The sequence below is a fragment of the Halobacillus sp. Cin3 genome, from assembly GCF_947311855.1.
GTDB lineage: Bacteria > Bacillota > Bacilli > Bacillales > Halobacillaceae > Halobacillus > Halobacillus kuroshimensis.
In genome coordinates this window covers 67684-86423 of sequence record NZ_CAMZMV010000006.1, presented here as the reverse complement: position 1 = coordinate 86423, position 18740 = coordinate 67684, and the positions used below count along the sequence as shown (strand labels likewise).

At 47.3% G+C, this 18740-nt stretch carries 21 protein-coding genes and 1 riboswitch; of the genes, 8 read left to right on the top strand and 13 right to left on the bottom strand.

Features of this window, described 5'->3' with window-relative positions; translation table 11 throughout:
* Positions 1-11: 11 nt before the first annotated feature.
* The gene (locus tag QMA39_RS17115) at positions 12-239 is read left to right on the top strand and encodes a hypothetical protein (RefSeq protein WP_206935705.1); all 228 of its coding nucleotides are present in this window, start codon (positions 12-14) and stop codon (positions 237-239) included.
* On the opposite strand, the gene QMA39_RS17110 is transcribed toward QMA39_RS17115, so the two are convergent.
* On the bottom strand, positions 236-394 hold the full coding sequence (locus QMA39_RS17110) for a hypothetical protein (RefSeq protein WP_281659403.1): 159 nt from the start codon (positions 392-394) through the stop codon (positions 236-238). The genes QMA39_RS17115 and QMA39_RS17110 overlap by 4 nt on opposite strands.
* A 127-nt stretch (positions 395-521) precedes the next feature.
* On the opposite strand from QMA39_RS17110, the gene QMA39_RS17105 reads away from it, so the two are divergent.
* The 3 genes from QMA39_RS17105 (at position 522) to QMA39_RS17095 (ending at position 3691) form a co-directional block, all read left to right on the top strand.
* A complete protein-coding gene (locus tag QMA39_RS17105) occupies positions 522-1076 on the top strand; it encodes an isoprenylcysteine carboxylmethyltransferase family protein (RefSeq protein ID WP_206935709.1) in 555 nt (184 codons plus the stop codon).
* A gap of 18 nt (positions 1077-1094) precedes the next feature.
* Positions 1095-2603: a phytoene desaturase family protein gene (gene crtI, locus QMA39_RS17100; RefSeq protein ID WP_281659402.1), complete on the top strand. Its 1509-nt coding sequence runs from the start codon at positions 1095-1097 to the stop codon at positions 2601-2603.
* A 101-nt stretch (positions 2604-2704) separates the two neighbouring features.
* Positions 2705-3691 (top strand): sodium:calcium antiporter, encoded by a 987-nt coding sequence (locus tag QMA39_RS17095; protein ID WP_027956857.1) that lies wholly within the window; start codon positions 2705-2707, stop codon positions 3689-3691.
* Between the two features lie 32 nt (positions 3692-3723).
* Here the strand turns inward: QMA39_RS17095 and QMA39_RS17090 are convergent, their stop codons facing one another.
* Together QMA39_RS17090 and QMA39_RS17085 are read right to left on the bottom strand one after the other, a co-directional pair.
* Complete coding sequence (locus QMA39_RS17090) at positions 3724-4728, bottom strand: DUF3231 family protein (protein ID WP_281659401.1); 1005 nt, start codon at positions 4726-4728, stop codon at positions 3724-3726.
* Positions 4729-4746: 18 nt separating this feature from the next.
* The gene (locus tag QMA39_RS17085; protein WP_281659400.1) at positions 4747-4968 is read right to left on the bottom strand and encodes a hypothetical protein; all 222 of its coding nucleotides are present in this window, start codon (positions 4966-4968) and stop codon (positions 4747-4749) included.
* Between the two features lie 133 nt (positions 4969-5101).
* On the opposite strand from QMA39_RS17085, the gene QMA39_RS17080 reads away from it, so the two are divergent.
* A complete protein-coding gene (locus tag QMA39_RS17080; protein WP_281659399.1) occupies positions 5102-5746 on the top strand; it encodes a uracil-DNA glycosylase in 645 nt (214 codons plus the stop codon).
* Positions 5747-5914: 168 nt separating this feature from the next.
* Here QMA39_RS17080 and QMA39_RS17075 read toward each other — a convergent pair whose 3' ends face one another.
* From QMA39_RS17075 to QMA39_RS17045, 7 genes are all read right to left on the bottom strand, one after another.
* Positions 5915-6544 carry a hypothetical protein gene (locus QMA39_RS17075; RefSeq protein ID WP_281659398.1) on the bottom strand — a complete coding sequence of 210 codons (630 nt, stop codon included), beginning with the start codon at positions 6542-6544 and terminating at the stop codon, positions 5915-5917.
* Entirely contained in the window at positions 6537-7103 is a 567-nt protein-coding gene (locus QMA39_RS17070) for a sigma-70 family RNA polymerase sigma factor (RefSeq protein WP_281659397.1), read from the bottom strand. The genes QMA39_RS17075 and QMA39_RS17070 overlap by 8 nt, the downstream gene beginning before the upstream one ends.
* 340 nt (positions 7104-7443) lie before the next feature.
* On the bottom strand, positions 7444-7539 hold the full coding sequence (locus QMA39_RS17065) for a putative holin-like toxin (protein WP_156896547.1): 96 nt from the start codon (positions 7537-7539) through the stop codon (positions 7444-7446).
* 191 nt (positions 7540-7730) lie between these two features.
* Positions 7731-9128 (bottom strand): ammonium transporter, encoded by a 1398-nt coding sequence (locus tag QMA39_RS17060; RefSeq protein ID WP_281659396.1) that lies wholly within the window; start codon positions 9126-9128, stop codon positions 7731-7733.
* Between the two features lie 24 nt (positions 9129-9152).
* The gene (locus QMA39_RS17055) at positions 9153-9494 is read right to left on the bottom strand and encodes a P-II family nitrogen regulator (RefSeq protein WP_027956851.1); all 342 of its coding nucleotides are present in this window, start codon (positions 9492-9494) and stop codon (positions 9153-9155) included.
* 186 nt (positions 9495-9680) lie between these two features.
* Positions 9681-10718: a ribonucleotide-diphosphate reductase subunit beta gene (locus QMA39_RS17050; RefSeq protein WP_027956850.1), complete on the bottom strand. Its 1038-nt coding sequence runs from the start codon at positions 10716-10718 to the stop codon at positions 9681-9683.
* 16 nt (positions 10719-10734) lie between these two features.
* Positions 10735-12966, bottom strand: coding sequence for a ribonucleoside-diphosphate reductase subunit alpha (locus QMA39_RS17045; protein WP_281659395.1), 2232 nt, complete (start codon positions 12964-12966; stop codon positions 10735-10737).
* 130 nt (positions 12967-13096) lie between these two features.
* A riboswitch (cobalamin riboswitch) is annotated at positions 13097-13272 on the bottom strand.
* Positions 13273-13464: 192 nt separating this feature from the next.
* On the opposite strand from QMA39_RS17045, the gene QMA39_RS17040 reads away from it, so the two are divergent.
* Positions 13465-14148 carry a class I SAM-dependent methyltransferase gene (locus QMA39_RS17040; RefSeq protein ID WP_027956848.1) on the top strand — a complete coding sequence of 228 codons (684 nt, stop codon included), beginning with the start codon at positions 13465-13467 and terminating at the stop codon, positions 14146-14148.
* Between the two features lie 34 nt (positions 14149-14182).
* Here QMA39_RS17040 and QMA39_RS17035 read toward each other — a convergent pair whose 3' ends face one another.
* Positions 14183-15073: an alpha/beta hydrolase gene (locus QMA39_RS17035; RefSeq protein WP_206935720.1), complete on the bottom strand. Its 891-nt coding sequence runs from the start codon at positions 15071-15073 to the stop codon at positions 14183-14185.
* Between the two features lie 209 nt (positions 15074-15282).
* Between QMA39_RS17035 and QMA39_RS17030 the strand changes: the two genes are divergently transcribed.
* Positions 15283-15708 (top strand): pyridoxamine 5'-phosphate oxidase family protein, encoded by a 426-nt coding sequence (locus QMA39_RS17030; protein ID WP_206935817.1) that lies wholly within the window; start codon positions 15283-15285, stop codon positions 15706-15708.
* Between the two features lie 35 nt (positions 15709-15743).
* Here the strand turns inward: QMA39_RS17030 and QMA39_RS17025 are convergent, their stop codons facing one another.
* Together QMA39_RS17025 and QMA39_RS17020 are read right to left on the bottom strand one after the other, a co-directional pair.
* A complete protein-coding gene (locus QMA39_RS17025) occupies positions 15744-16628 on the bottom strand; it encodes a cation diffusion facilitator family transporter (RefSeq protein ID WP_281659394.1) in 885 nt (294 codons plus the stop codon).
* A 121-nt stretch (positions 16629-16749) separates the two neighbouring features.
* Positions 16750-18126: a DUF2254 domain-containing protein gene (locus QMA39_RS17020; protein ID WP_281659393.1), complete on the bottom strand. Its 1377-nt coding sequence runs from the start codon at positions 18124-18126 to the stop codon at positions 16750-16752.
* A gap of 117 nt (positions 18127-18243) precedes the next feature.
* Between QMA39_RS17020 and QMA39_RS17015 the strand changes: the two genes are divergently transcribed.
* Positions 18244-18693 (top strand): GNAT family N-acetyltransferase, encoded by a 450-nt coding sequence (locus QMA39_RS17015; protein ID WP_348646631.1) that lies wholly within the window; start codon positions 18244-18246, stop codon positions 18691-18693.
* The last annotated feature ends 47 nt before the right edge of the window (positions 18694-18740 follow it).

Genomic DNA, 18740 nt, shown 5'->3' with positions numbered 1-18740 from the left:
TGAGTGTTCCCATGTTTTATTCTGTAACGTTCCAAAAAATTATCTACTTAACCGCCATCGGGGTGATTATCGGGGCAGTTGTCGGCTTTTCCGCTGTCCTCGGGTTCGATCTCGGTGGAACATCCTTTATCCTTTCCATGTTTCTGAGTATTCTGCTGGTTTATGTAACGGCTATGTATGCAGAGCTCTATCACATCAGGGAGGCTATCAATAAACAGCGCAGAGAAGACCGGGCTTAACGAGTGCCGGTAAGCAGGCTGTAGGAAAGGACGATCAGATAGAGGAGAGCGAGAATTGCGATTGTCCAGTAGGTTCCTCTTGATAACTTTTTGAAAATCACGAAAAAAGTAGCGGTTACAGCGGAGAGGATGAAGATCCAATAAAATACTTCCATCTTGATGCTCCTTTCTTTCTTTATATACTAAAGCCCTTCTGTGGGATGGGCAAGACCTGTTTACGGATGAAAGAACAGGGGAAAAGGAGATTAGTAGCAGCTATGCATGTGGAAAGGAGGGGCTGCCTTGTCTGTCTTTGAACTGATTTTTATACTGGTGACCATCTTCTGGCTTGCGGAGTTTTTTATTTTCCGAAACGACAGATCTGACGGTGGTGACCAGGAGCGCCGCTCCTTTCCGCTGATCTTTATCATTGTTGTACTGACCGTCGGTTCTTCCCTTGGATTAAGGGAAGGCGCGGTGGGAATCACCACTGCCCGCTGGGTATGGTGGACAGGACTGATCTTGTATGCTTCTGGGACGGCTCTCCGGTATTGGGGGATTCTCCATTTGAAGGAGCAGTTTACAAGGAATGTGGCGGTACGGAAAGGGGACAGACTCGTGAGTTCAGGACCTTATCGGCTGCTGCGTCATCCTTTGTATACAGGGTTGTTTTTCATTGTTGTCGGCTTCTGTCTCGGAACCGGCAATGTCTATCCCGCTGTTCTATTTGGCATACTGATAACGATCGCTTTACTACATAGAATCCGGCTCGAAGAAGCGATGTTGACGAAAGAACACGGCGAGATGTACAGGGAATGGTGTGGAAAAAGGTACCGCTTCATTCCTTTTGTTTATTAAATTTGGAGGTGGATGGGTTTGAATAAGAAAACAGCGATTGTTGTAGGTGCAGGACTGGGCGGGATGTCCGCTGCGATCCGGTTGTCCGCAGATGGATATGATGTAAAGGTCATTGAAAAGAACAGCAACATAGGCGGAAAGTTGAACCGCCGCGAAGGTAAAGGCTTTACATTTGATACAGGCCCATCCATATTGACGATGCCGTGGGTGCTGGAGCAGCTCTTCGCCAGTGTTCACCGACGTCTGGAAGACTATATTACAGTGGAGCGGGTGGAGCCGCAGTGGCGCACCTTCTTTGAAGACGGTACACAGGTGGATGTAACGAGTGACCTTCCGAACATGTTGGAGGAAATGTCCAAAGTGACGAACCGCCCGAACCGGAAGCTGACGGATTTCCTTTCCTACAGCCAGGATATGTATGAACTGTGCATGAAGAGCTTTTATAAGTACAGCATCCAGGACTTGAAAGACTTGAAGAAACATCACAAGCTGAACGAATTGATGCAGATGGATCCGTTGAGTACGGTTGCGAAGTCCACGCATAAACAATTCAACAATCCTTATTTAGAGCAGCTGTTCAACTATTTCGTCATGTACGTGGGCTCCAACCCATATTCAGCCCCTGCCATATTGAATCAGCTCGTTTATGTGCAGCTGGGTCTTGGCATTCACTATGTCAAAGGCGGCATGTATAAGATTGCAGAGGGGATGGGCCGGTTGATGGATGAACTCCGCGTCGATGTTCATCTGAATACACCTGTGCAGCGCCTTGTCGTCGAAAATGACCGCGTGACAGGTGTAGAAACGGAAGATGGCACCCTGCACGAAGCTGATATTGTCGTTTCCAACCTCGAAGCGATCCCGGCTTACAGAAAGCTGGCACCGAAGACATCGAAAGTGAAGAAGGAAACGAAATCCTTGGAGAAGAAATTCGATCCAACGGTTTCCGGTCTAGTTCTGCTTCTTGGTACAGACCGCAAGTTCGATCACTTGAAGCACCATAACTTCCTGTTCTCTGAAGATCCTGAAAAAGAGTTCAAGCAGATTTTTGAAGAAGGAAAGCCTGCGGACGACCCAACCATCTATATCGGCATTTCTGCTCGTTCCGACGAAACCCAGGCGCCGGAAGGCAAGGACAACTTGTTTGTGTTGACACACGTTCCGCCGATGAAGGGCAAAAAGCAGAAGCCTGTCGACTGGGATGCCTACAGGGAAGTAGTTCTGGATAAGCTGGAACGTATGGGAATTGAAGGTCTGCGTGATTCGATTGAGTTTGAATACCGTTTTACTCCGGAAGATCTGGAGGCTCTATACGGTCCGAACGGGGGCTCCATATACGGTATTGCAGCGGATAAGAAATCCAATGGTGGATTTAAAATTCCTTCCAAGAGTCAGGTGTTTGAAGGCTTGTACTTTGTTGGCGGGTCAACCCACCCGGGAGGCGGTGTCCCTATGGTGACACTTTCCGGCCAGCTGACCGCTGATTTGATCAAAGAGTATGAAAGCGAACCAGTTCCTCAATCCTGATATCCAGAAAAGACCAGCGGAAAACGCTGGTCTTTTCGTTTATACGCAGATTCCCGGGGGTATGGGGTAGGAGTTGCGAGAATTGAGTCTGGAGTGATTATATGAGCAGCTGGATCATTTTTACGCTTTTTATATTATCAGGGGTGAGCACATTTTTTGTAGCTTCCCGATTATCGATATATGGAGATGCGGTAAAGGAAAAAACGAAAGCGTCCTCTGCATTTATGGGAGCAATCATCGGAATTGCCATATCCCTGCCGGAGCTGACATCAAGTGTTACAGCAATCATTATTGACAGTCCTGATCTGGCTGTTGGTAATTTAATTGGAAGTAACTTATTTAATATTATGGGGCTGGCTATTTTTGATATCGTTTATCGAAGGTATCAAATCCTTACCCATGCCACGGCGGAAAGCAAGATGTACGGCTGGCTGGTTATTTATATGACAATCATCGTCATAGCTGGATTGAGTCTGACGCTGCCGACCCATATTTTCCATATCAGTTATACTTCCATCGCAGTGATAGTGCTGTATTTCATCGGGTCTAAATTCATCAATGACCGGACGTCCTATCAGGGGAGGAAAGTTAAGAAGCAGAACGAGCGGTATAAGGACTTTACGTACAAGCAGGTGTTGTTCAGGTTTATCATGTATGCTTTTTTAATCATGGTCATTGGGAGTGTCCTGACGATTACAGCCGAACGGATATCTGTGATTACTGGTATTGGGGCCTCGTTTATCGGAGCCTTCCTAGTAGCGATCAGCACTTCGCTTCCTGATGCCGTCAGTGTAGGGACGGCTTTAAAGTTAAGGAATTTCAACCTCGGCATCAGTTCGCTGCTGGGCAGTAACGCCTTCAATTTAATGATCCTGGCGATTACCGATTTGATTTACATCAAAGGAAATCTGCTTCAGCAGTCCTCTCCTGCGAACCTTTTTACAGGAGCGGCTTCGATTTTGTTTATCCTGCTGATTATTTACAGCATAACCAGGAGAAAGGTGCAGCCTTGGAGCTACCTGCTGCCTTCCGTTTTAATTATCATCAGTTATTTTGTGACGACGTATCTCGTTTTTCAGATCAAATAATAAAGCAGGGGGAAGCTTCCTCCTGCTTTTTGTTATTCAGACAGGCGTGGGCGGTCCGGCGCAAGTGGAGGCTGCTCCATCCAACCTTTTTTAATTCCGATATGAAAGCCTTCTGCGGAGAAGCGGGCGCTTTCAAACAGAAGCCGGGCGGTGGCGAGAGACAGATCTTTGCGTGCTGTTTGAGCCAGGGCCGTTCCGTAGTTGGCCATGCCGTTCGATGCAGCAAGTCCTGCGTGGTAAAACATCAGTTTGTCAGAAAACAAAGGAACATCAGATTCCGTCACTTCAGGGTCCCACAGCTGGGGAGCGGGCAGGTCTTCCTCCATCAATTGATTGATGAAGTAATGGATATGCTTATGGGCAGTTTTTCGTCCCTTCACCATATACTTACGCAATTCATCAGAATCAGCGGATTGACTGAAGGCGATCATCAATGACTTCCCAAGCATATTCGTATCAAGATTGATGTACAACTCTTTGATTTCCAAAGCAGAAATGGCCCGCTGTGACCCTTTTATGTGTCCCAGAAACGACCGGTCCTCCACCATTTTGACGTCGGTAGGTATAGGAATGGCGGGTGTGCGGATAACGATCCCCTTCTCAAGGAGAGCTTCGATGGCTGCATTAAAAATGTCGGCATACTCCTGTAGACTTTTAAGGAAAAACATCCGAATATCACGGCGGTGAGAGGCGAACATCGCGTTGGAATAATTCAGAATCGATGAACGGCTCATTTCTTTTAGATAGAAAATATAAAACTTATCCGAAAACATGCGTGGAGCATCGAGGAACACATCCTGCTCACCGAATCCCTCCGGTGTTTTCATGCCTTCCTGATCGAAAACCTGTCGATAGTGCTTGATCCGCTTCTTAACTAAAGAGGCATTAAAATCCAGAAGTCTATGGGCATCTCTGTCTTTGACGTTTTGGAGGAAGCTGTCCATCACGCAGTTGATCAGTGTTTCTCCTAGATATCCGGACCACAGCACCCCGATTTCGCCTGAAGTTAATGAAACAATACGTCCATCCTGGCTCATATGAAACACCTTCCTGTTTTATGAATGATTATTCTGAGAGGCTGCATAATACTGAATCCAAAAGCGGAATTCATCAAAGAACAACTGAGGAGAGAGCTCCATGTGCTCGAAAAAGTCTTCCAAGAGCTCTGGTTCCATGTCATCCAGCAGTCCTGTTACATACAGGGGTGTTTTAAATCGATGGTAGACGCTGCTATACCCGTAATCGCTGAAAATGTCAGCCATATCCTGCTCTGTCACAAATACCGCCTCCTTTTCTTATAGCGTGTCATCCTACTGCCGGATTATACGACAGAAGAGGGAAATCCGGAGGTCCGCGTGTAACAGCCGGGTCCTGGTGGAACATAAATAAAAAAGTAAGGGGGAGATGGCTGTGAAATGGCCCGAAGAGCTGGTTAATGAGGCGGAAAAGAATATGGAACCCTACGATGTGGAAGGATTTGTTCTCGGGTCCGGGGATGAGAAAGCGGACATTATGATTGTCGGAGAGGCGCCGGGGGAGAATGAAGCGGTTAAAGGCCGGCCGTTCATCGGCCGTGCCGGAGACGAGCTGAACAAGCACCTGGATTATGCAGGCCTATCAAGGGAAGAGGTTTATATTACAAGCGTTGTAAGGAGTCGTCCTTATAAGTGGGTGGATACAAATAAAAAAGGGAGTGGAGGGAGGCGGAAGGCGAACCGGAAGCCCAATCAAAAAGAAATCGATGCTCACGCCCACCTGCTGGACTACCAGATTGCCGAAATGGATCCAAAAATCATTATTGCCCTCGGAGGTGTCGCTTATCAACGGTTGACCGGGAAGAAAGATAAGATGACAGACGTGATTGGGCAATCCTTTCAGGTTCCTGTTCAGAAAAAAAGGGATACTGGCTATGAGCTGACCGAAAAAACATATACAATCATCCCGTTGTATCATCCCGCTGCGGTTTTTTATAATCCGAGGATTAAAGATACCATTTGGGAGTCTTTGGATCATCTGAAGAGCGAAATAGAAAAGAACAGCCGCCGGAAAGAATGACTGTCCTTTTGTGGAAGATTCAGGTCAGGGTGGGGGTTCTATTTAAAAGGTGGCTGTGTTCTTCGTATGTGGGAAGGATCTCGGAGGCCCTTCAGGGGGAACCCTGACCGCCGTATAACGAAGCCACCTGTTCCGGGAGAGGTCTTCAATTCTGTGTTATTCATTTATTCAGCTGTCGGAACTGCTTGAAGGAAGTTTTTCAAATACGAAATACCCTTGTGTGCTGACAGTAGGCGATCCGATTCCTGTGTTGCGCCAGCTTTGGACGGCCACTTTGTCTGTTTGATTTTCTCCTTTGATTGTATAAATCTTCGCTTCAGGCTGGAAGTTGTTCACTTGGGTCAAAGGTTCGGCTTCTTCGCCGGGAGACTGGTGGCCGATAACGCCGACGACTTCACCGAGCTGTTCTTTGGAAACAAGAGTGTTAGTCTGATGAAATTCCTCATCCTCATAAATGATATACGTTTCACGAACCATCGTTGAAGAGGTATGAGCAATATCGGCACCTGCTGCAGGAGCGGGTACTTTCACATGGCTTGGGGTGGATTGGTAGGCCATTGAACCAGCTTCTTCTGTAGAGGGGCCGTTTGTATTCCACGTGACTGTAAAAGCGGCTGCTGTAACGAAAGCCGGGACCCACAGCTTTTTTTTCATCAAGAAGCTGGACTTGTGCCGGGTCTTTCCGTGATTCATCGTGTGAATCACGTTTTTCTTCATATAGCGTTCATCAAATGGAACATGGTCGTACTTGACGCGGTGGTTCATTTTCTTTAATTTTCTGTCCGTCAAATCATTCACTCTGTGAACTCCCTTCCGTTGTCATCCGTTCCTGAAGCAGCTGGCGGGCCCGTCTCAACCTTGTCTTAACCGTGTTCGGACTGGTATTCAAGACGTCTGCCATGCTTTTGATATCAAAATCTTCGAAGTAGTAGAAGATGATGATTTCCCGGTATTTATCCTCTAAAGCTAATACGTGGGCAAGAAGTGCTTCGTCTTCATCCTGGCGCAGCACCAATTCCTCCGGGTTTTCTCTTGGAGAAGGAATCGATCTGAACAGTTCGGTTCCTTTTTTAACGACACGCTTCATATAGGAGCTTTTCAAGTGGTCTTTACATAAGTTGACGTTAATTTTGTACAGCCATGTTTTAATAGAAGATTCTTGTTTGAAGGAGTGGTAGCTTTGGTAGGCTTTGATGAAGGTTTCCTGGGTAATGTCCTCGGCTGCTGCATAATCTTTCACATAAGAATAAGCGAGCCACTTGAGGTCATGGCCGTATTGGCGTATCCATTCTTCAATCCGTTGTTCATCCAGTTCATCGGGTTCATAAGTAGGCTGCGGCCGCTGTCTGCGTATCAATTTGTCCCACCTCATCTGTTTAGACGACACTCCCTGGAAAAAAGTTTTCATCCGTTGTCTTTTCCTTTTATATTCGTCGTAATGATCGGATTATCCTTGTCTGCTTTGCGGGATCATAAAAGCTGTTCCACGTGAAACCTGGCGGATGATAAGGAATGATAGGGCAGAGCGTGTAGAAATAAAGAAGCTGATGGAGGAATAACGGCGTGTGAGCGGTAAACTTTTTTCTTATGTTCTCTCCTATTTATGCTATAATATAAGAGAATCGGCGGCAGATGCAGCTGCCGCCGCGATACCGTTCGCACAGGAAGACAGGATAGACCTTCACGTTCGTGAAGGTCTATTTTTTATTGTTCATTTTTATGATGAGCGCAAGGAGTGTAATGATGAATGTTCCGAACGCAAACATGATCATGAGGGCTTCATATGTGCTCATATCAGGCCTCACACCCTTTCTAGTACAAAGTTCTGTTTATGATAGGGAACGGTATCTATCTACAAGGATACCATAATTTTCGAAAAATAAGAACGTGTGTTCGTAAAATAGACGAAAGGAACTAAAAAGGGATAGATTCACGGTGGAGTGAATCTATCCCTTTTGGCAGGGGCAGGGTATTGCTTTTTCACTTATTGTGCGGTTTTTTCCTTTGGTTTTTCCGGGACCTGTTCAGACTGCAGGTCGTTTAAACGGTGCAGCAATCCGACTCCGAAATCTTTAGAACCGTAATCAAGATTTTCGTTGAAGATTCCTCTGGAGCTTTCATACGCCTGAGAACCATGTTCGGCGAAGTCCAGCCCGGAAATTTCTTCCTGACGGGAAACACGGATGCCGACAGTTGCTTTAATGACAGCCACTGTAGCTGCAGTCGTTACCATTGTCCAGGCAATGACAGCAAGTATGCCGACGGCCTGAATGCCAAGCAGGGATGCTCCGCCTCCGTATAGTAAACCACCTTCGACAGCGAACAATCCGACAGCCAATGTACCCCAGATTCCACAGATGCCGTGCACTGCGATGGCGCCTACAGGGTCATCGATACGTACGACGCGGTCAAGGAACTGTACGGCCTCCACAAGAATGACACCGGCAATCAATCCGATAACAATGGCGCCGGCCAGGGATACGTTTGCTGTACCGGCTGTGATCCCGACAAGGCCGGCAAGGGCGCCGTTTAATGTCAAGGAGGCGTCGATACGTTTGAACTTCGCATACGAGTAAAAACCTGACCCGAGTACACCGGCAGAAGCGGACAGCAGTGTAGTTGCAATGACAGAAGGGACGAGGGATGGATCGGCAGCCAGTGTGCTTCCGCCGTTGAACCCGAACCAGCCGAACCATAGGATGAAAACACCGAGGGCGCCGAGAGGAATGTTATGTCCAGGAATGACATTCACGGTTTTTCCACTGTACTTTCCGATACGCGGTCCGAGGAATAGAACGGCCGTGACGGCACCCAGGGCACCCGTGAGGTGGACGACGGTGGACCCGGCAAAGTCTACGAACCCAAGTTCAGCGAGCCAGCCTCCACCCCATACCCAGTGGCCGACAACAGGATATATGAAACCAGTCATCACAATCGTAAGTAAAAGGTAGGATCCCAGTTTAATACGTTCCGCTACAGCACCTGAAATAATTGTTGCACAGGTAGCGGCAAAGACAGCCTGGAAGACGAAGAATCCGATTTGATCTTCCTGTCCGGATAATAGGAAGCCGTCTAGACCGATGAGGCCGCCTCCGGACGATCCGAACATGATGCCGTAACCAACAATGAAATAGAGAACAGCGGCGATCGACATCGTCATGAAATTTTTCATGAGGATATTCAAGGCGTTCTTCGAGCGGGTGAATCCGGATTCGACCATTGCGAAGCCTGCGTGCATAAAGAATACTAAAAAGGCGGCAATCATTACCCAGGCCATATCAACGGATTGAAGCACAGATTCAGCGGTTACGGTCGTCTGAGCACTGGCGGCGGCAGGAAAGCTGAAAAGCGCCAACAGTGATAAAGGAATAACTTTCTTCATAAATGAATCGTCCTCTCCTATAAATTAAATAAGTGCCTGTTTGCCTGTTTCCCCTGTCCGGATCCGGAAGACTTCATCGATGGTGGATACGAATATTTTCCCATCCCCGACTTCATCAGTAGCGCAGGCTTCCAGGATGACATCTACGACAGAGCCGAGCTCGTGGTTCTCAATGACCATTTCAACCTTGACCTTCGGGTACAACTTGATTTCAAAGCGGTTCCCGCGGAAGATTCCTTCCTGACCTTTCTGTTGACCGCAGCCCGCTACTTCTGAAACGGTAAGCCCCTTGACTCCGAGGGTGTCCAGCTGCTGCCGGAGCTCCTGGAATGCTTCGGGACGGATGATGGCTTCGACCTTTTTCATAGGCTCATTTCCTCCTCATATTCATGTCAGGAAATATGACATGCGCAGTAGTTGTTATTTACTATAAGTGAAATATTCTGAAAAATCAATACCTTTATTGTAAATATGTCAGGAAAGTTGACATGTTCATGAGTGGAGAAAAAAGCCTGCTGGAACACAAGGGTCCCGGCAGGCTTTTCGATAGGCTTATAAGTCATCAAATCCGTTCGTATCGGATACTTTTGTATATTGTCTGGATTTTTGTTCGAAGAAATCCGACTTTCCTTCATCCACGTCCTGATAGGCACGGATCCACTTGAATGGATTTGTATCCTGTTCAGGGTAGGGCTTATCCGTGCCGAGCATCCGGCACCGTTTGTTTGCGATATAGCGGATATAATCTTCAAGATCGTCCATCGGTATGCCCGGGAACTGATCTCCGATAAGGTGGCGTCCCCATTTGATCTCCAGCTCTGTCGCGGTTTGGAACGTTTCTTTCGCGAATTCACGGTAAGCATCGGCATCAAGCTGAGGATTTTCATTCAACGTCTCATTGAATATCCGTGTAAACAAGCTCACGTGAATCTGCTCATCACGATTAATGTAGTTGATCATTGTACTGGTGGAGACCATTTTCTGGTTACGGGCAAGGTTATAGAAAAAGGCGAACCCGGCATAGAAAAACAGTCCTTCCAGGACGACGTCATAGACGATGGATTTCAAAAAGGAATCCAGGGAGGGGGCATCAATGAAATCCTGATAACCGTCGGTAATGAACTGATTGCGCTCCATCAGGACATCATCGTGCTTCCAGTATTCAAAAATCTTTTCCTGTTCCTGCTGGTCTACCAGGGAGGACAGGACATAAGAGTAGGACTGGTTATGGACAACTTCCTGGAATGCCAGCACCTGCATGAGAGCGGACAAACTGGAATCGGTTAGATAATCCGCGATTTTTCCTGAGTAATCAGTCTGGACCGAATCCAGAAAAGCGAGCAGGCCGATAATCTTCTTGAACGATTCCTGCTCCTGAGCGCTCAGCTCCGGCCACTGCTTCAGGTCGTTGCTCATGTTGATTTCACTCGGAATCCAGAAGTTGGCGAGCATCGTTTTATACATCGGGTAGGCCCACGGATAGCGGGTGTCATCCCAGTTCAATATATTGGAGCTGCGTCCGTTGACGATTCCGGTTGACGCATTAGGTGCTTCGTGGTCGACTAACTTTCGTTTGTTTAATGTTTCCATAAGTCTTGGCCTCCTTTTACGATGAGCAGCTTTCGCATGCATCAAAGTCTCCGGAACTTGAAGTGGAGCGGGTATAGTAAGTGGTTTTCAGACCGTTTTTCCATGCATCCATATGCAGCGCCAGCAGTTCCTTGGCCTGAATGGTATTTCTGACATACAGGTTGAAGGAAATGGACTGATCAATATATTTCTGGCGGATGCCGTTCTGGCGGATGCTTGCGTGCTGATCCACATCATAAGCGGATGGATAGTACCCGTAGGTTTCATGGTTCAGTTCGGGAGCTGTCACTGGAATTTTATAATTTTTCTTTTCCTCGGAATAGAATTTTTTGAATACCGGATCAATACTTGCTGTACTGCCGGCAATTAAGGAGGTACTGGAGTTCGGCGCCACAGCCATCAAATATCCGTTTCTCATGCCTTGCCGGGAGACTGTCTCCTGCAGGGCTTTCCAGTTCCACGTACCTTCCTGGTCAAACGACCGTTTAACAAAAAATTCTCCGGTTTCCCAGTCGGATCCCTCAAAATATGGATAGCTTCCCTTTTCAGCGGCCAGATCACTGCTTGCTTCAATGGCATGATAGGCTAGCGCTTCGTACACTTCGGATGTATACTCGAGAGCCTCATCTGATTCCCAGTCCAGCTGCTTCTTGGCGAGAAGGTGCGCCCAGCCGAAGGTACCGAGACCGACTCCGCGGTAGGAATGGTTCGTTAACTGCGCTTGAAGGACTGGAATCGTATTTTGTTCAATGACATTATCCAGCATACGAACCTGGATGCTTACGAGGCGCTTCATCACGCCGGCAGGAACGGCACGGCCTAAGTTGACACTGGACAGATTACAGACGACAAAATCTCCCGGGGTTTTTACCGAAATGATTTTTCCGTCTTCGACATACTGTTCCTCCTGCACGGTCGCTTTTTGATTCTGGGCAATTTCTGTACAGAGGTTACTGCAGTAAACCATGCCCTGATGGCTGTTGGGGTTCATACGGTTTACTTCATCCCGGTAGAACATGTAAGGGGTCCCGGTTTCCAGCTGACCGATCATGATCCGCTTCATGATTTCAATGGCGGGCACTTTTTCCCTGGACAAATCAGGGTTTTCGATACAGGCCTGGTATTTTTCCCGGAAAGAGCCGTCTCCTTTATGTTCATCAAAGTGGTCTTCCAGAGAAAAGCCCATAACCGTACGCACCTCATGAGGATCGAATAAATACCAGTCCTCCCGGTTTTCCACGGCTTCCATAAATAAGTCGGGGATGGATACCCCTGTAAATAAATCGTGGGTGCGCTGACGTTCATCCCCATTGTTCAGCCGGCTGTCCAGAAACGGAAAGATATCCTTATGCCATACGTCCAGATAGACGGCGACCGCTCCCTGACGCTGGCCGAGCTGGTCCACGCTGACCGCGGTGTTGTTCAGCTGTTTCATCCATGGAAGGACCCCTGAGGAGACTCCTTTGAATCCACGTATGTCGCTGCCTCGGCTGCGGATTTTTCCTAAGTACACACCGATGCCCCCGCCATGCTTGCTCAAATTGGCGATGTCAGTGTTGCTGTCATAGATGGACTGGAGGGAATCATCGATGGTGTCAATGAAACAGGAGCTTAACTGTCCATATCTTTTTCCGGCGTTGGAAAGGGTCGGCGTAGCAACGGTCATATACAGGTGACTGAGGGCCCAGTACGCTTCTTTCACAAGAGAGAGGCGCTTGCTTTCATTTTCCTGGGCCATTAAAACCATGGCAATAATCATAAAACGCTCTTGAGGGAGCTCAAAAATCTCCCCGGACTTACTTTTTGCCAAATAACGGTCCGACAGCGTTTTCAGACCGATATACGTAAATAAGTGATCGCGTTCCGGTGTGATAACCTGTTCCAGTTCGTCCAGTTCTTCTTTTTTGTAATAGGTGAGCAGCTTGTGTGTGTAAATCTGTTTCTCGATCAGCGTCTCAATCAAGCCATGAAAATTTTGATAGGCCTTCGTTGTGCCGCGGTTCCCGGCAGAGGCTTCGTACATACGGGTAAGCTGAATCCGGCTGGCTGCATAAGTCCAGTCCGGTGCCGCTTCATCTATTTCGGCAAGGCACTTGAGGATAAGAGCATCTGCCTGTTCATCATAGGGTTTGTCTGCGATCTGTGAAGACTGCTGTTCCAAAAAACCGTCCAGAGGAAGCTGAGGGAAATCGTCCCTCCATTGTTTGATTTTGTCCGTCCAGCTTGTCGTCGTTAATGTGGCAGCCATAGTGTCACTCCTTTTTTTTCATAAAAAAAACCGCTCTTTGGGGTGAGCGGATGAAACCATGAAACGAAAAAAAGGAAGAGACAAGGCTCTTTCATTTCATCGCTTCATCTTCTCAATCCCCGAAGAAGTTGAAACTGCGACGAATGAAGACAGGTCTCCTGGCTGACACTCGTTCTTACTCCGGTCCTTCCCGTGCGTGGCACAGTGGTTTTACCGTTTCGCGAGTGCTGACAGTTGCGGGGGCAGCTCCGGTTTTACACCGGATTCCCTATTAAGCCTTGTGGCATCTTCGATTCGTTCATACTATATATGGTGTTTTTGTTAATATTAAATAGCTTATCTTGTGTTTTCATCATAACGTGGGTGGATGAATCATGCAACTCTTTTCTTTTGGGTTGATGGTAGGATTCCCCTTTTTCCGACAAGGGAAACCAGTGAGTGGCGCGGTTTTATATACTATAATAAAAGTTGGAGAAAATTTTTTCGGGAGGGTTCAAAATGAGTGAAACGTTTAACTGGCATAAGGAAGCAGAACGCCAATGGGACAGCCGTTCGGATATGTGGGGAGAAAAGAGCCGCACCATGTGGGAAGAGGGAAGCAGGAAGAGCATTGTCCCTTTTGTGAAAAAATATATGCCGGCTGGGACAATCGCGGACCTTGGCTGTGGAGATGGATATGGTTCCTATTTGTTATCCAAGGAAGGGTATGACGTGACAGGCGTGGACCTCTCCAAAGATATGGTCAACAAGGCCAATCAACGGGTGAACGATCATTCGCAGCTGAGGTTTGTGCAGGGCGATTTGGCGGATCTGCCTTTTGAAGATGAACAGTTTGATGGTGGAATGGCTGTTAACTCACTGGAATGGACAGAAGTGCCTGCAGCGGGTCTGGAGGAAATGAAGCGGGTGCTGAAGCCGGGTGGACGCCTCTGTATCGGGCTTCTCGGTCCCACAGCAATGCCGAGAGTGAACAGCTATCGGAGGCTTTATGGGGAAGAGGTGATCTGCAATACGATGATGCCATGGGAATTACAGCAGCTGGCTGTTGAAAATGGCTGGGAAGTGATAGATGGAGAAGGCGTTTATAAAAGAGGAGTGGAACCTCACCTTATTGCCGATCTTGATGAGGATTTGAAGCAGGCGCTGACATTTATGTGGCTGTTCATTTTGGAGAAAAAATAAACCGGCACCTCTGAAAAGGTGCCGGGAATGTGGACTATAAATGCTCGTCAAAAGAGTTAAGGTTATCTTCGTCCGTTTCATCCCAAAGGAAAACGGCAAGCATCCGGTCCACTTCTGCAAGCTCATGCAGACCGGAATGTGTGGCCAGATTGTTGAAAATCAGTTCCTCTTTGTACTGACCGAAGGGAACAATCTTCTCCAGTCTGCTGACGCTGGAGGAGTGGACGAGTCCATCCCAATGGTCTTCCTCCGGTTCCGTTCCGTTGATGACGCCCGCAATGGCAAGAACTTCAATTTCGGGTGGGAAGTTTTCCTTGTTTTCTTCCATCTGTCGGAGAGCTTCTGAGCCGGGCTGGAGATCTGTGGTCGCCTCCCCGTAGTTGGAGGCAAAGTAGCCTTCCTTTTTAATCCCATTGAACGGACTTGCAATGACGGCCAGTTTTTCAACCTTAGGCGCCGGCAGGTCGGACTCTGACATGAGATACCCGGCAGAAGCCAGGCCGCCCATCGAATGACCGACTAGATTCACCTGCTGGATCTTATGTTCCGTCCGCAGCTTCTTCATCACCTGCTGTAGCCAGTACGTCTGGTCCTGAATGCTTGCCCGGTTGTTTTCGAAAAGTACCTGGACAAATGGGCGTGGTGTATTGGAGAAGTTTCCTTGAATCGATACCATACCGGATGCAGAAACATAGATGGTCATATGTTTTTTCCCCCATTGAAGGTTTTCCATCCGGTCCATCATCGACTGAAAGCTGCGCGGGCCGCCTTTATATCCATGTACAAACAATGTGGGTGTCAGCTCAGAGCGTTCCACAGGTTCAGAGCTGCTTGATTTTGCGCTTATGAAAAATATGAGAAGACCGATAAAAATCGAGCCTATGAAAATGAGGCTCCATTTTTTTGTAAACAGCTGCCGATTCAACACGCTTCCTCCTGTTCCTTCTGTTAGATGATCGTTTCTTTTTATTTTAGCACAGACCCGGTTGGGCGCTGCGCATAGATGTACTATACCCAGGTGGTGTGAACTTCATGTCAATGATTTATCCCGGCATACTTTTTGGTTTACTTCCATTATTTCGGGGAAAACTGACTGTGAAATCAAAGAAATGAAAAGTGGAAAGGAGCATGACATTGAATCAGGAAGAATTGAAGCAGCGGATCCATCAACTGATGGATAATCATAAAGTTGGAACACTCGCTACGGTAAAGGACAGCAAACCGCACACCCGTTACATGACTTTTTTCAACGATGAGAATTTCACGTTTTTCACACCGACGAGCAAGGAAACACATAAAGCAGAGGAAATCGAGGGAAATCCACACGTTCATATCCTTCTGGGATATGAAGGAGAAGGCTACGGTGATACCTACCTGGAAGTACAGGGGCAGGCGAAAATCCGCAGTGATCAGGAGATTAAAGAGTGGATTTGGAATGATGAGATGACACGATGGTTCGATGGCAAGGATGATCCGGAATTTGTCGTTCTTGAAATCCTCCCGGAAACGATCCGTTACATGAACAAAGGTTCCAAGACACCGGAAACCCTTGAATTATAAGGACAACAAACAGCAGGCTGGACAGCCTGCTGTTTTTAAGTTTCCAGCCCACATGGATCGTCTTCGTATTCAACTTCAATCGTTACGTGCTCCAGCTGGATGGATTCCAGTGTGTGTTTTACGCCTTCCTTAATGGTACAGATCTCCTGTTTCCCCGCATTTCCTGCTACGACTACATGGGTGGAAAAAGCATGGTTTTCCCCGTCGAGAGACCACAGGTGGGTATGGTGGCTGGATAACACCCCTGGAAGGTCATTGATTTTTTCAATGATCCGTTTAAGATCCACATCCGAAGGGACAGCTTCCAGAAACAGCTTCATCGTTTGGACAAGATTTTTGACGACATTATATAGAATAAACAGAGTGATTCCAATGGAAGCCACCGGGTCAAGGATCGGCACGTCAAAGAACATCATGATGACACTGGCGATAAGAACAGCGATCCACCCGAGGACATCCTCGAGAAGGTGCCATGTCAGGACTTTCTGGTTCATGGAATCTCCGCCGCGCAGGCGGAAAACTGCAGCTCCGTTAATGACGATGCCGAGAATGGCCACGGCCAGCATCCCCCCGGCATGGGGCTCAGGAGGATCGAAAAGCCGGGGAACGGCTTCGATGAATATGAAAATGGATCCTACAATCAGGACGATACTATTAATAAGAGCGGCCAGAAGGGAGAAACGCCGGTAGCCGAAAGAAAAACTTTCGGAAGTTCCTTTTTTTGAGAACTTCTGTAAAAACCATGCAAGACCGAGAGAGAGCGAGTCGCCGAGGTCGTGCAGTGCATCGGATAATATCGCCATACTATTCGTTAACAATCCGCCGATGATTTCAATAATGGTAAAAGCGAAATTCAGAAAGAAAGCGGTTTTGATTTTTCCGGTTGTTGAATCTACGTGATGATGATGGTGATGACTCATCCTTAACCCCCTTATATGAGTATATGTTCATATATTAAAAATAAGCAAAGAAGAAGAGGTTGTCAAACGGTTTTTCATCGTTTCCCCCCTGAGAGGGGCTCCTCTTCTCCTGCCATTTCTTTCAGCCATCCACTGGATAAAATCGTCGGTAAATATGGTAATAGTCAAGCTTATGCCCCGTCGTCATCGCGAGCCTCTCCATCTCCTGAAGCAGGAAGGTTTTGTCGAGTTCATAGATGACTTTTTCTTCAATATGATCAATCGTATTGCAGGCAAAGTCCCAAAGCATTTCGTGTTTGGATTCATCAATGGATTCAGCAATGGATGCGATTGAACCGACAAGGTCGGTAATAACCAGGTGGTTGTCCCGGGCATAATGCCGGATATAGCCGAACCCCCGGTAGATGTAGTACTCAAAGGATTCGGAAAGAAGGATGACTCGAACCTGCCCGTCCTTATCCATCAAGTAAGGGGTGAAGGTAATATAATCCTCGACGGTGAGCATCAGTTCTGACATGCGGTAAATGGCATTGGAAGCTGTTTTAGGATCATCATTGCTGATGGATTTTATCGCAATTTCGGCAAGCTTATGCATCCCCATCTGCAGGTCCTGCAGCTCCGTCTCCTTATAGCCGATGCTGATCATCCGGCCGTATTTCTCCTTTTCGATATGATCAGCTCCAGGCCCCCAGTAGCTGATCAGTTCATTTCCCCGCAGGATATAATCGCCGACCTGTGCTTTGAATTGAACGATGATGTTATCTTTACGAGCTTCTTCAATCATCGTGTGGTAATCGACAAGCTGGACATATCCGGATTGAACAGCACCGATATGGAACGTCTTTTCCTGATGATCCTCCAGCAGATTGCCCGGGTTTTCACAGCGGTAAGCCTCAAGGTCTTTTCGGAGTGTCTGGTTGATGATTTTCTCCGATGACTGCTTCATGGAGTCCGTGATGTTATGTACCTGCATCCATGTTGTCGCATGGTTGATGAAGTAAATAAACGTAACGGATGAAGTGAAGGCCATTAGAATCGTAATGGTGGGGACAGCCACAAAATACTCATATTCTGCATTCCCGATGAAAAGGAATACAAGAAGCACGTAAACAAAGTTCCCATTAAAAATACCCAGAGCGTGCTGGGTCCGTTTATCAGAAACAAAGTTAATAAGCATCCGTGGAGAGAATTGTCCGCTGAAAGTTGTAAGCACAACAAGCAGGGAGTTCAATGTAAAGGCACTCAATGTAAGAATTCCGCCGATCAGCGTACTGACGAGCATTCGTGTGATATCTGCATTAATCCGGAAGAACTCATGTGTATATTGTTCCAGCTGAAAAGACAGGTCCAGATACAGGGTGGCTATGACGAAAACAATCGAAGCGGCAATATAAATGAGCGGCATATACCAAATGGTCATTTGGATCTCGTGTTTCCGCTGACGCTTCGACATTTCAAAATATTTACGTAAAGATACCGGCAGTATCTTTAAAAGCATTGGTGTTCCCTCCTTTTTTGGGTGGGATTGTTATGAAAGAGCCTTCCTTATAATTCCCTTCCCTTCTTTTGTTAAAACCGTCATAATTGTAGGAAAATAGAGGGAGAGTGATCAGGAATGGACTTGAACTGGAAGGAAAAAACGTATGAGCAGCTGACAAAAGAGGAACTGTACAGCATTTTAAAATTACGCGTCGAAGTATTTGTCGTGGAACAGGCATGCCCTTATCCAGAGATTGACGGACGAGACCCCAAATGTCTGCACATCTGGCTGGAGGATGCAGGAAGAGTAGCTGCCTACTGCCGGATTGTCCCCCCTGTAGAGGATCATAACTCCTACAGCATCGGCCGTGTCATTGTACATAAGGATTACCGGGGAAAAGGAACGGCACGAAAGTTAATGGATAAAGCGATTCAAGCTGTCGAAACGAACTATAATACCGATCACATCCTGCTTTCAGGACAGGAGCATTTAAGAGGGTTTTACGCTTCCTTCGGCTTTGAGGAAATGACCGGAGTCTATTTGGAAGACGGTATTCCCCACGTCGATATGAAGAAAAATTTGTAAAGTGCCCAAATGTTTGAAAGGTATCCAGGCGGGAATGATAGCCCTGT

Coding starts and splice junctions, on each gene's coding strand:
- QMA39_RS17115 (WP_206935705.1), top strand. CDS start 12: ATGTTTTATTCTGTAACGTTCCAAAAAATTATCTACTTAACCGCCATC.
- QMA39_RS17110 (WP_281659403.1), bottom strand. CDS start 394: ATGGAAGTATTTTATTGGATCTTCATCCTCTCCGCTGTAACCGCTACT.
- QMA39_RS17095 (WP_027956857.1), top strand. CDS start 2,705: ATGAGCAGCTGGATCATTTTTACGCTTTTTATATTATCAGGGGTGAGC.
- QMA39_RS17090 (WP_281659401.1), bottom strand. CDS start 4,728: ATGAGCCAGGATGGACGTATTGTTTCATTAACTTCAGGCGAAATCGGG.
- QMA39_RS17065 (WP_156896547.1), bottom strand. CDS start 7,539: ATGAGCACATATGAAGCCCTCATGATCATGTTTGCGTTCGGAACATTC.
- QMA39_RS17060 (WP_281659396.1), bottom strand. CDS start 9,128: ATGAAGAAAGTTATTCCTTTATCACTGTTGGCGCTTTTCAGCTTTCCT.
- QMA39_RS17055 (WP_027956851.1), bottom strand. CDS start 9,494: ATGAAAAAGGTCGAAGCCATCATCCGTCCCGAAGCATTCCAGGAGCTC.
- QMA39_RS17050 (WP_027956850.1), bottom strand. CDS start 10,718: ATGGAAACATTAAACAAACGAAAGTTAGTCGACCACGAAGCACCTAAT.
- QMA39_RS17045 (WP_281659395.1), bottom strand. CDS start 12,966: ATGGCTGCCACATTAACGACGACAAGCTGGACGGACAAAATCAAACAA.
- QMA39_RS17040 (WP_027956848.1), top strand. CDS start 13,465: ATGAGTGAAACGTTTAACTGGCATAAGGAAGCAGAACGCCAATGGGAC.
- QMA39_RS17025 (WP_281659394.1), bottom strand. CDS start 16,628: ATGAGTCATCACCATCATCATCACGTAGATTCAACAACCGGAAAAATC.
- QMA39_RS17020 (WP_281659393.1), bottom strand. CDS start 18,126: ATGCTTTTAAAGATACTGCCGGTATCTTTACGTAAATATTTTGAAATG.
- QMA39_RS17015 (WP_348646631.1), top strand. CDS start 18,244: ATGGACTTGAACTGGAAGGAAAAAACGTATGAGCAGCTGACAAAAGAG.